12 protein-coding genes are annotated in these 12,326 nt (G+C 46.3%); 7 read left to right on the top strand and 5 right to left on the bottom strand.

All coding sequences use genetic code 11. The features are described 5' to 3' along the window. Positions 1 to 74: 74 nt before the first annotated feature. Entirely contained in the window at positions 75 to 1,376 is a 1,302-nt protein-coding gene (locus tag MHI14_RS30650; protein WP_341131991.1) for a polysaccharide deacetylase, read from the bottom strand. 240 nt (positions 1,377 to 1,616) lie between these two features. Here MHI14_RS30650 and MHI14_RS30645 point away from each other — a divergent pair, with 240 nt between their 5' ends. The 6 genes from MHI14_RS30645 to MHI14_RS30620 all read left to right on the top strand — a co-directional run bounded on the left by MHI14_RS30645 (position 1,617) and on the right by MHI14_RS30620 (position 7,743). Next, on the top strand, positions 1,617 to 2,264 hold the full coding sequence (locus MHI14_RS30645) for a DedA family protein (RefSeq protein WP_341131990.1): 648 nt from the start codon (positions 1,617 to 1,619) through the stop codon (positions 2,262 to 2,264). Positions 2,265 to 2,396: 132 nt separating this feature from the next. After that, on the top strand, positions 2,397 to 3,911 hold the full coding sequence (locus tag MHI14_RS30640) for a spore germination protein (RefSeq protein WP_341131989.1): 1,515 nt from the start codon (positions 2,397 to 2,399) through the stop codon (positions 3,909 to 3,911). A 20-nt stretch (positions 3,912 to 3,931) separates the two neighbouring features. Then, positions 3,932 to 5,134, top strand: a complete 1,203-nt coding sequence (locus MHI14_RS30635) for a Ger(x)C family spore germination protein (protein ID WP_133387490.1) — start codon at positions 3,932 to 3,934, stop codon at positions 5,132 to 5,134. A gap of 6 nt (positions 5,135 to 5,140) precedes the next feature. Further along, positions 5,141 to 5,377: a hypothetical protein gene (locus MHI14_RS30630; RefSeq protein ID WP_091039066.1), complete on the top strand. Its 237-nt coding sequence runs from the start codon at positions 5,141 to 5,143 to the stop codon at positions 5,375 to 5,377. Positions 5,378 to 5,395: 18 nt separating this feature from the next. Continuing rightward, positions 5,396 to 6,520, top strand: a complete 1,125-nt coding sequence (locus MHI14_RS30625) for a GerAB/ArcD/ProY family transporter (RefSeq protein WP_341131988.1) — start codon at positions 5,396 to 5,398, stop codon at positions 6,518 to 6,520. Positions 6,521 to 6,615: 95 nt separating this feature from the next. Further along, the gene (locus MHI14_RS30620; protein WP_341131987.1) at positions 6,616 to 7,743 is read left to right on the top strand and encodes a GerAB/ArcD/ProY family transporter; all 1,128 of its coding nucleotides are present in this window, start codon (positions 6,616 to 6,618) and stop codon (positions 7,741 to 7,743) included. 90 nt (positions 7,744 to 7,833) lie between these two features. On the opposite strand, the gene bcp is transcribed toward MHI14_RS30620, so the two are convergent. Genes bcp through MHI14_RS30600 form a run of 4 tightly spaced genes read right to left on the bottom strand, consistent with a single transcriptional unit; the run spans position 7,834 to position 10,977 of the window. Then, positions 7,834 to 8,298: a thioredoxin-dependent thiol peroxidase gene (gene bcp / locus MHI14_RS30615; RefSeq protein WP_036668208.1), complete on the bottom strand. Its 465-nt coding sequence runs from the start codon at positions 8,296 to 8,298 to the stop codon at positions 7,834 to 7,836. A 45-nt stretch (positions 8,299 to 8,343) separates the two neighbouring features. Then, on the bottom strand, positions 8,344 to 9,129 hold the full coding sequence (locus MHI14_RS30610) for an ABC transporter permease (protein WP_076333833.1): 786 nt from the start codon (positions 9,127 to 9,129) through the stop codon (positions 8,344 to 8,346). 5 nt (positions 9,130 to 9,134) lie between these two features. Further along, the gene (locus MHI14_RS30605; RefSeq protein ID WP_036614077.1) at positions 9,135 to 9,929 is read right to left on the bottom strand and encodes an ABC transporter permease; all 795 of its coding nucleotides are present in this window, start codon (positions 9,927 to 9,929) and stop codon (positions 9,135 to 9,137) included. A 1-nt stretch (position 9,930) separates the two neighbouring features. Then, positions 9,931 to 10,977, bottom strand: a complete 1,047-nt coding sequence (locus MHI14_RS30600; RefSeq protein WP_341131986.1) for an ABC transporter ATP-binding protein — start codon at positions 10,975 to 10,977, stop codon at positions 9,931 to 9,933. A 213-nt stretch (positions 10,978 to 11,190) separates the two neighbouring features. Between MHI14_RS30600 and MHI14_RS30595 the strand changes: the two genes are divergently transcribed. Further along, complete coding sequence (locus tag MHI14_RS30595) at positions 11,191 to 12,234, top strand: LCP family protein (protein ID WP_091039059.1); 1,044 nt, start codon at positions 11,191 to 11,193, stop codon at positions 12,232 to 12,234. Positions 12,235 to 12,326: the final 92 nt, after the last annotated feature.

Below are 12,326 nucleotides of genomic sequence, written 5' to 3'. Positions count from 1 at the left end.
TTCCTGAACCATAGTAATCTATGATTCAGTGTTGCCCGGAAGTAGAGAGAATAGTCCTGCAAGAATGACTTTCTTCAGATCATTTTATACTTAAATATACTGTTCATTGCCGAAATGGATCTGGAAGTGCCCGCCTTTACCGTCCACTCTGCTTCGTTACTGGTTAAGGAATTCACCCTCAACCCCATCTGCTCCAGTAACTCACGTAACGGAACCCAGATGGTTCCACCCTTACTCTGTACTGCCCCCGTTTCAATTGCCCCTGTTGTTGTCAGTGTTCCGCTCACACTGTCTGCATGAATCGTTCTTTCCTTCCATACTGCTATGGCTGTCCTTGTTTCAGAGTCCCAGCGAGTGCTGCCCCCGAATTTTTTCATGAATGTACGCAAAGGCACCATGATTCGCTGACCTTCCATACGGAACTCGCCCGGTTGCAAGGTAGCCGCGGCTAAGCCCACCTCTACCTTCAGCTTCTTGGTTGTGAGCCACAACGTCGCATTTGCTTCTACACGCTCTGCGATCCAGGCCTTTCCCGGCGCCTTGCGCGCCTTAAACTTACCATCTGGATGTACACGGAATTGAACTGGTTGATCCGTACTTTTTATGGTGTCAAAACGATATCCATGATCACGATAATATTTGATAATACCCGGAAGTGCTTTTACCGTTTCAGCATGTGCACCACCGTCATGCATCAGGACAATGACCGAACGTGCTCCCGCAGGTACTTTGGTCGAATTGCTGAGGATCTCTTTGGCCGGAACACCTTTACGCTTGGAATCGCCACTATCGACGTTCCAGTCCATGACGGTGTATCCACCCAAATGCAGCAAATCAAAATAACTCTGGTCAAAATGTCCGTAGGTACCTCCTGGCGCTCGCACCAGATTGGGACGGAAACCGGTTATACGCTCCAGCACTTCCTCTGTCTGTTTGATCTGTTTCCAGAACACTTTAAAATCACTGTACAGCTGTTCGTATTGATGATTGAACGTATGATTGCCCAAAGCATGTCCATCCTCCACAAGCGCCCGGATTAACTCGGGATAACGCTCTGCCTGCTCTCCCAGCACAAAAAATGTAGCCTGAACCTGCTCCTTGCGCAAAATATCCAATACTTCACGGGTATGGTTACCCGGTCCATCGTCAAAACTCAGATAGACTACCTTGTCTTGAGTATTCTTATCTTCCGGGATCGGATCATCTGAGCCGGAAGCAGAAGATGCATAAGCCGTGCCCGCATATACAGCGAATGCACATAGCAATATCGCAATTCGCACGAGAATGACAGACCATTGTCCAGATAAAAACGTATGTATGGTTGTTGCAGAGTTTCCCCCTAATTCCTTGATTCTGAATTCCGGTCTCTGTACCATTTACGAATCGACCTCCACCGTCTCTAGTAATTTGCTGATAGACTTCAGCAGATTTGTTAGAATTATATGGAGGCTACATTGAAAAAAGACGTGATTTTGTTTAATATTTTTTCACAATTTGCTATCTAGCCTGATTGATTCTTCGCTTCAGATTAGGTAGCATAATGGACAGGCAGAACACATTAAAACACATTGGAGAGTATTCATGCTCCCACCCCGTATTCAGGAGAGTGAAATCTATTGGAATTGCTTGAGAAGATCCAACATCTGTTTGGGTCCTACGGATACAGCGTATTGTTTTTTGGCTTGTTGCTTGAATTCATCGCACTTCCCTTTCCTGGTGAAACAACGATGGCTTACGCAGGGTTTCTCTCCTACAAGGGGCATCTCGACTTCGGAATCCTCACCATACTGGCTTTTCTGGGAACAACGATTGGCATGACAATCACTTATTTTATTGGAGCCAAAGCAGGACTGCCCTTTATAACACGATACGGAAAATGGTTTCTGCTGAAGCAGGACAAGCTCGATAAAACGCAAAAGTGGTTCGCCAAGTATGGTAATGCCTTAATCTTCATCGGTTATTTCATTCCGGGTGTAAGGCATTTCACCGGATATTTTGCGGGCATAGCCGCTGTTCCCTTTCGTAAATTCGTTCTCTACGCTTATTCAGGCGCACTGTTCTGGGTTGTACTGTTTCTGGGCATTGGCAAAATATTTGGTCCTCAGTGGAACGCCGTATTCCATCTGGCTCATCAATATGCAGCATATATCGTGGGAGGAATCGGCCTATTGCTCATCGTAGCCGTGCTCTATCGTTACCGCAAAGCATGGGCAGCAAGATCCACCGTATCCAAGCCAGCCCCTGTTCGACAAAGACAAAAGTAAATGCGGACAAAAGTCCATCTATAATAAGCAGGCAAGGAGTCGCGAATAATCGCGGCTCCTTTTTTTGTGATAATCCGAATTCATCCAGGTCATACTAACTTGAAAATATAGGGTGTATAGGGAGGTGAAGGCATGAGTGAATCGTCGCTGGAACGCCAAGATCAGAGGCAAATCTCTCCGGATCTAAGCGAAAATATGGAATACTGCAAGCAAGTGATGGGGAACAGCAACGACTTGATGATGCGCCCTCTCCAGTGTTTACATAAATGGCCTGCAGTCATGTTGTACATTGATGGATTAGTGGATGTGCAGATTCTGAATCACTCCATCATGGAATCATTATTGCAAAAGCGTGATCTCCCTGAATTCTCTGCAGACGATGAACATCTCAGCTACCTCCAGAATGATATCCTGATCGCCAGTGATGTATTGCTGGTCGATGATATGGATGAAGTAATGAATGCACTTCTTTCGGGATCAGCTATCTTACTGCTTGAAGGATCTGAACGAGGAATGAAGATTGGTGCAGCAGGCTGGGAAGATCGATCCGTTGGAGAACCTGTCTCCCAAACCGTCGTTCGGGGACCTATGGAAGGCTTCAACGAAAACCTGCGTACCAACACATCATTGATCCGCAAACGAATCCGTAATCCTCATCTTTGGATCGAAGAAAGAGAAATAGGTCGGGTTACCAAAACCCGAGTTGCTGTGCTCTATCTGGAACATATCGTGGATCAGGAGACTGTAAAAGAACTGCGTCGAAGACTCGATGAGATCGATATCGACAGTATCCTTGAGAGTGGATATATCGAGGAACTTGTACAAGACGAAACCAGAACGTTATTCCCCACGGTTTACAATAGTGAACGTCCAGATACGGTTTGTGCTGCTTTGCTTGAGGGCAGAGTAGCCATCATCGTGGACGGTACGCCTTTTGTGCTGCTGGTTCCAGCTTTGTTCGTGCATTTCTTCCAATCGCCGGAGGATTACTATCAACGGGCCGATATCAGCACATTGATTCGCTTGATTCGTTATCTGTCCTTTTTTATCGCTTTACTAGCTCCATCCTTCTATATTGCCATTACCACCTTTCACCAGGAAATGTTGCCCACCAATATGCTCATTAGTCTGGCAGCTCAACGTGAAGGCGTTCCTTTTCCCGCATTCATTGAAGCCATACTGATGGAACTGACCTATGAAATTTTGCGAGAAGCAGGTATACGTATTCCGAAAACGGTCGGTCAGGCCGTTTCCATTGTCGGAACACTGGTGATTGGCCAAGCAGCCGTAGATGCAGGAGTTGTCTCCGCCGCAATGGTTATTATCGTTTCCATAACGGCCATATCCAGTTATGTCATTCCAGAGAATGGACTTTCTATCTCTGTCCGAATTTTGCGATTTGTATTGATGATACTCGCGGCAGCTTTTGGTTTCTACGGTATTCTAATTGTTCTGCTCATTACGGTTACACACCTGTGCAGCTTGCGTTCTTTTGGCGTACCGTATATGTCCCCCTTTGCACCTCTAATTCAGAAAGATCTGAAAGATACGCTGTTTCGTGTACCCTGGTCCCATATGAAAACACGTCCATTCTCTACGGGTACCCCGAACAAAATCCGACAAGCCAGCAAAAAAATGAAGCGTTAATTCGGTAAGGAGAACAACGTATGAACAAGTGCTTCCGATTAATTGTATGCATTGTATTCCTGCTCCCTCTCCTTACCGGATGCTGGGATCGCCAGGAATTGAATGAACTTGGCATTATGCTGGGTCTTGGTGTAGACAAGGATGGCGATTTGATTAAAGTGAGTGCTCAGGTCGTCGTGCCGAATGAAGTATCCTCCAAATCAGGGGGAGGGAATGGTACTCCTGTCACGCTGTACGAAGCATCCGCGTCCACGCTGTTTGAAGCAATTCAAAAGCTGACCGAGACAAGCCCACGCCGCATATTCATGGCACATATCCGTGTACTGGTGTTCGGAGAAGAATATGCACGCAAAGAGGGCATCTACGATGTTATGGAAGCGTTAATGCGAGAACCTACTGTCCGTCCCGATTATTACGTCATGGTTGCACGAAATACAACGGCTTCCAAAGTACTGAACGTGCTTACCCCACTTGAGAATATCCCTGCGGAGAAGATGTTTAATTCTCTGGACGTATCTGCCAAAACCTGGTCTCCCACTACTACGGTAACTGGTGATCAGTTAATGGAATACATGCTAACTCCCGGAATACAGCCTGTCATCACCGGAGTAGAGGTTGTTGGCAGTTCAGCGATAAGCGGAAGCAAAGATAATATAGCGACAATCAAATCTCCGGCCAATCTGAATTCTACGGGATTAAGCATCTTCAAAAAGGACAAACTGATCGGCTGGTTAACGGAAGATGAATCGAAAGGATACAACTACATCCGTGACAATGTGGTGTCTACTATCAGTCACCTGCCTTGCCGAAAGGGAGGAAAAGTGACTTTCAAAGCTCTCCGCACCAAGACCCAACGAAAAGCAAAGGTCATTAACGACCAGCCTGTGATTCACATCAAACTCAAAAATGTGTCTTCCATTGGTGCAGTAGAGTGCGGAATCAGAATTGGTTCGATGAAAACGCTCAAAGAGTTGGAAAAGGACAGTGAGGAGCGACTGATAGAACTGATGGAAAAATCGGTGAATTCAGTGCGGCGAAAGTTCCATATTGACATTTTTGGATTCGGTCAGGAAGTGTATCATGCCGATCCTAAATTTTTCAAAAAGATTGAAAAGGATTGGGATCAATATTTTGAGAATCTGGATGTTAAGTATGAAGCCAATGTACAGATCAAACGTGTGGGTACACTGGATGATTCATTCAAGGAGGATTTGAAGGAGTGAGACCGGATGTTGATTACAATTACTGTCATTGTCATAGGGGGCCTCGTAGGCTTGGTTGATCTTCCTGGTCTCATCCGCCGCAAGGAATGGAGGGAAACAGCTGTGTGCAGCGGAATGCTCGTCATAGCCACAGGGTTCAGTGTGATTGCAGCCAACCTGTGGGACTTCCCCAGTCCGCTCTATATCATCATGTGGATCTATGAACCTGTTAATCAATTCTTGGCACATCTGACGGGAACCTAGAAAAAGGAGAGGACCATTATGCTGGAACAGGGGCGCCTTGGAACAAGACAATTGACCACTCTCATCTTTATGATGGTGGTCGGGGATATGATGCTGATCTACCCCTCGGTCATCACGTCCTATGCCAAACAAGACTCCTGGATTTGTGCTTTTATAGGCGTTCCTCTGGGGATGGCACTGATGGCCATGTTCCTGAAGCTATGTAGCACGCACCCAGAAAAAAATCTGGTGCAGATGGCACGAAGCATTCTAGGGTTCTGGCCAGGTACTTTTTTTTCCTGCCTCTATCTGTTCTTTTTCATTATTGGTGCTTCCACGCATACGAGAGAAGTCGGCGATTTCATGACCACTCAAATCTTCCCGTACACTCCCATTCGCATCATCATTCTGATGTTCGTCATCGTGATCGCCTGGGGAGTGTCTCACGGATTAGAGGCGATGGGGCGAAGTAGTGAACTACTGATGCCCGTCGTTATTGTGTTTATTGTCGTCCTTGCAGTCTGCCTGCTTCCTCAGATTGATACTAGAAATTTGAAGCCAGTAAGTGATACGAGTGTTGTCTCTATCTCGCAAGGCATTCTGGTAAGCATTATATATCCGATCGGTGAAGCCGTTCCCATCATGATGATACTGCCCTATGTTGCCAAGCAGGCTCATCGAACGCGGGACGTAATTATTGCAGCTGGTTTAGGCAGCTTGGTATTGGCAACGCTCGTTACCATATCGCTGCTGGTTCTGGGTGCCTTTCTTACGAAACATAACATATATGCTTCTTTTGTTTTGTCCCAGAAAATCAGTATTGGGAGCTTTTTTGAACGTATTGAAGCCATTATGGCTTCTTCCTGGCTGATCTCGACGTACTTCAAAGCGATGATATACTTATACGCCTTTATTGTTGGTTGTGCGGAACTGTTCAAGCTTAAGCAGTATCAGATACTGGTACTCCCTGCGTCCATACTTGTGTTCGGATTAGCCAATTTGATCTCACCCAGCATTACTTTTATCGTGATCACGATTGTTCCATATTGGGTAGACTGGGATACCACACTAGGGATCATTCTGCCAGGCTGTCTTCTGCTGATACAATTGCTCAAGTCTTACAGAAAATCATCGGTTACTCCAAACAATGCCTCTCAGGAATGAGTGCTTTTTTTGGGGGAAGGAGCCTGGAGTGGATGGAAAAATGGTTCATTCATGAATATCATCCATGCCTAATATAGAGAAGGAGAACGGTGTCTATGTTAATTAAGGAGAAAATCACCATTAGGCAATTTACAGTCCTTACCTTTCTCGTCATGATTGGGGACATGATTCTACTCTATCCCTCCGTGGTTACTGCTTCCGGTAAACAGGATGCATGGATCTGTTCTCTTATCGGTCAACCGATCGGCATACTTATCATGTGGGTGCTATACAAACTTCATCAGACGCATCCTGATCTTTCCCTTATTGAAATCTGCCAAAAAATACTTGGCCGGTGGGCAGGATCTGTTTTGGCAGCTGCATATCTATTTTATTTCGCCATAGGCGCTGTCATATGTATCCGTGAAGTCGGTGACTTTATGACCACACAGATCTACCTTCAGACCCCCATCCGGGTCATCCTAATTATCCTTATGTGCGCTCTGGTCTGGGGGCTTATGCATGGCTTGCATACAATAGGAGCAAGCAGTGAAATGCTGACTCCAATCGTTGTTGCATTTATGATTCTATTATTTCTGGGGCTGATGCCCAAAGTAGACAGTTCAAATCTACAGCCTTACTTGAACATCCCTTGGCTTCATCTGATGCAGTCTGTCATTAGAGGGGCTTTCACTTCCTTTGGTGAACTAATCGTGATCACCATGGTTCTTCCTTATGTGATGTCCGGGCCTCACATCAAACGGGACATGTTACTCGCTACTTTATGTGGAGGGCTGTTGCTAACCACACTGTTGCTCATTTCACTGATGATATTTGGCCCCTTTCTGACCCAGCATGACATCTACATCTCCTATACCCTGTCCCAGAAAATTAATATCGGCAACTTTTTCGAGCGAATTGAGGCGTTCATGGCGACCGCTTGGTTAATTGCTACCTATTTTAAAAGCCTGCTGTACATGTTCTCCTTTGTCGTTGGAACAGCTCAGCTATTTCGATTAAAGACATATAAACCTCTCATCCTGCCATCAGCCATGTTATTATTCGCTTTAGCTGTACTGATTTCTCCCAATGTCATTTTCTACACCAATACGATTATGCCCGCTTGGGTGGATTGGGATATCACGGTAAGCTTTATTATTCCGCTATTCCTACTGCTCGTGCATCGGCTTCGTTCTGGCAAGAGCAAGAATAATTCAACCAATCATAAGCGCTTGCCAACCTAAAAAGGCTGTGTTCACGGAAATTCCGCGAAGCACAGCCTTTAATGATGAAACGGTTAAGATGTATTTATTCACACATGTCTAAATGATTTATTACAATGTCTTCAAAGCCTCAAGCGCAGCCTCGATATGTCCTTTGACCCGAACTTTGGACCAGTCCTTGATCAATTTCCCCTCTTCATCAATTAGAAAAGTGGAGCGAACCATACCCATGTACTCCTTGCCATACATTTTCTTCAGCTGCCATACCCCGTATTGCTCGGCTACGACATGCTCTTCATCCGATAACAATGTGAACGGCAGACCATACTTGGCAATAAACTTGTCATGTTGTTTCATCGGATCGGTGCTGATTCCGAGAATGACTGTGTTCAGCCCTTCAAATTCAGCATGTCGATCCCGGAAATCACAAGCCTGTTGCGTACAGGACGAAGTCATATCCTTGGGGTAAAAATAAAGCAGTACCCGCTGTCCGCGGTAATCCGAAAGCTTTACCGATTCTCCCGTACTGGACGGAAGTTCAAAATCCGGTGCCAATTCGCCTACATTTAACGTCATGTCAGTTCCTCCCTAATCTCCCCCATGAATTGCTATAGGGCGTTATTATGAACCTGCTCCGCGATACCGCTTCACACCATAATTCCAAAGAAGCAAGCCCATGGAACCAAACACCAGTCCCATCACAGGTGTGAGGAGCGCCATACGATGCATCTCGGACCTTTCCAGGAACAATGCTGCGGGATAGATCCCCACGAAGGCAAACGGAATGATCCAGGTTAACAGCACCTGAATGGCACGGTTATAGATCGTTACCGGGTAGCGTCCATATCCTTGAATGTTATACATCAACGGCAGGATACCTGTTGGCGCGTCCGAATAAAAGGATAGTGAAGTCAATGTGGTATAGATGCCTGCATAGATCATGACTGAGCTGAGTGCCAATATAATTAAGGCAGGGATATGCCACCACTCCAGCATCAGACCCATCTCTGCTCCGCTGAAGATCATGATGATCAAGCCGATAAACGAGCCCACGAGTGCAGGCGGGTCCACATTTTCAAGCAATATCTGGAACAGGTTATGTGCAGGGCGTGTCAGGATCCGATCCATCTCACCTTTGACGATGTACCGCTCGCTGAATCCCCACAGATTGATAAAACAACTGAAGATGCCATAGGGCACCATAAAATATCCATAAACAAAGAGCACTTCACTCTCACTCCAACCGCCCAGGTTATCCGTGTGGCGGAAGACCACAAAGATAAAGATCAGGTTGGTTGCCTGGAACAGCAGATCCGATAGGATCTCCACCCAGAAATCGGCACGGTACGTGAGTCGTGTTTTCATGTAATTCTTCAAATATTCCCAGATCAGACCCATATAGTACATATCTGTTATCCCCCTTGCACGAACAGACGCTTGCGCGCCTTACGCCAGATCAATACCATCGGAAGCAGCAGTACGGCAAACCAGAACACCTGAATACCGAGTACACTCCAGATGGCGGTACCTTCCACTCTTCCAGTGAACACGGAACCGGGCAGATACGTAATGGCCTGAAAAGGCAATACCTTCATCACCGCAGACATCCAGCCTGGATACAGGCTGATCGGGATGATTAGACCAGAGAACAAATCAACCACGACGCGTTTCATACGCATCATGCCTTCATTGTTTTCCACAAAGAATGCTGCAAGTCCGGTTATCACATTAATCTGGGAATTAATGAGGAAACTGAAGAACAGCATGACGAGAAAGCCAATCCACGCCGATGGCGCCGTAGGCAATTCAACCGGGAACAGCAGAATGGCGATGAGCATTCCCGGAATCATGAGCAGCAGGAAGCGGAAAATGCCTTCGCCAAGCCCTTGCATCATTTTGACCATAACGTAATTGATCGGCCTGATGAATTGAATCGCAATGGAGCCATCCCGTATGTCTGCGGCAATCTCCCGGTCCAGGTTGTTAAAGTAAAAGGCACGTGCCATCCAGGATACAGCGATGTAAGTGGTCATCTGCGCTGCCGTGAAGCCGCCGAGTTCACCACTGCTACCGTAAATGGCTTGCCAGGTAAAGTAATACACGCCGATATTCAGCGTATATATCAAAATGCCGGAGTAATAATTCACCCGGTATGCCAGCATCGTTAAAAAACGGATGCGCATAAAATCAATAAATGCACTATTCATCTCAGGATACACCCACCGCTTCTTTCCCTGCTCCCACAATCTCGGGACGCTCGGCGGAACCGGATTGGTAAATACTGCGCACAATCTCATCCGTGTTGATCTCAATAATCTGAATATCGGTAATATCGGCTTGTCCAACGACACGTCCGAGTACATCCGAAACGTTCAGTTCCAGCGGAATCCATACAGATGCGGACAATTCATTCTCTACCGTCCAACGTACAGGCAACGCAGCAGTCCATTCCTGCATCTGACTGATGTTGTGAGCTGAACCAAACTTGAAGCGGATCTCTCGCTCCTTACCCCACTGGGACTTGAGATGATCCAGACCTCCATCATAGATGATGTTGCCTGCATCAAGCATGATGACCCGGGAACACAGTGCCTCAATGTCCTGCAAATCGTGGGTTGTGAGCAGAATGGTCGTTCCATGCTCCCTGTTCATGTCTTTCAAGAAATCCCGAATTTCCGACTTCACCACAATATCCAAACCAATAGTTGGCTCGTCCAGGAAAACAATACTCGGGTTGTGCAACAAGGCTGCCACTAACTCGCAGCGCATACGCTGACCAAGACTGAGCTTCCGCACCGGACGGCTTAACAGGTCCTGAAGCTGCAATCGCTCAACCAGTTCATCCAGCCTTTTACGGAAATCGACTTCTCCTACACGATATACTTTGCGCAATAAATGGAAGGATTCAATAACACCAATATCCCACCACAATTGACTGCGCTGACCAAAAACAACACCAATATTCTGTACAAACTTCTCACGTTCCTGATACGGAACATATCCACCAACCGATATTTGCCCTGAAGTAGGCACCAAAATGCCGGTCAACATCTTGATCGTTGTTGATTTACCGGCACCGTTCTCCCCAATATATCCGCATATTTCGCCCTGCGGAATCTGAAATGAAATATCATTTACAGCCAATACCTCCTGGTATTGACGTGCAAACAGGTCCTGGAACGCGCCCTTCAGCCCACCTCGGCTTTTCTGGACGCTAAACGACTTGCGCAAATCTTTGACATCAATCGCCAGCATGATTATACCTCACTTGGATTTTGTTGAAATTGCTTGTAGCCCAAAAAGAAATTATAATGGTATCAGTCAAAATTCAGCAAGCTTTAAAATAGTCTGGAGCTGCGTCCTGCCCTGTATGTTGGGAAAAGACGTGTACGGAAAGCTTCGACTACATCTTACTTGAATACTCGAACTCGTTTTTTTATTTCATCTCAAATACAAAGGAGAGCTAGCATGACCAGAAAGACGAAGAGAACCATATGGATTTCTCTTGCCGCCTTCGTGTTAATTATTGGAGGAGCAGCGGCATATTATTTCGGTTCTATTCTCAATCAGTTGGACGGTTTGGCAAAGGACGGCGACGATTCACCATTTGCAGGCATCGAAAATGTGGAGAAAGTAAATACTCCTGACCCACCCAAATGGGAAGGCACAGAAACGGTAAATATTCTCGTTATGGGTGTCGATGCACGTGGATTGAAAAAAGGTGAAGTTCCTCGCTCCGACAGCATGATGGTTGTATCGCTCGACCCACTTACCAAAAAAATCAATCTGTTCTCCATTCTGCGCGACACTTACGTCAATATTGACGGATATGGCAAGGAACGGATCAACACCGCTATCACCCATGGTCCTAATGCAGCGATGCAAGCTGCCGGCGACCTGCTCGGCATTCCTGTACAGTATTATGTGTATACGGATTTCCAGGGATTCATCAAATTGGTGGATGCCGTTGGCGGTGTTGATTTTGATGTGGAGAAAGACATGCACTATACAAGTAAAGCAGACAATAACGAATACGATATTGATCTCAAAAAAGGATATCAGCATCTGGATGGCGAGACAGCGCTCATGTACGTTCGTTTCCGTCATGATGCGATGTCGGATTTCGCCCGTTCCGAGCGTCAGCGTGAATTGCTAAAAGCTGTAACGGCGAAAATGCAGTCAACAACAACCATTGCCAAACTGCCTGCCATTCTGGAACAGGTTAATCCTTATGTAGATACAAATCTGACACTCTCCGATATGTGGAAGCTGGGTGGTCTCGGATACCAGAGCAGCATGAACGGCAGTGAGCAGATTCCACCAATGAACCTGCTGAAAGAAGAACGTACAGCAGGCGGTGCACAAGTATTGACGGTTACCAATGAAGAGAAATTGAAGCAGCATATTCAGGATATTATTCACCCGCCTGCTACAACGGATGATAGTACGAACAGCACCGAAGATAAAACAGCCAGCGCTGACGATCAGAAGTCAGAGCAACCGGCTCAGTAATCTAAACATGCAGAGGGCAGCCATTCGCTGCCCTCTCGTTGTGCCCGGCTATACTATTATGAGAAAATCATCATATCTTTCTGTGGTTTGTA

It is taken from the genome of Paenibacillus sp. FSL K6-2393 (assembly GCF_038002545.1).
GTDB lineage: Bacteria > Bacillota > Bacilli > Paenibacillales > Paenibacillaceae > Paenibacillus.
This window is presented reverse-complemented; position numbering and strand designations above follow the sequence as displayed.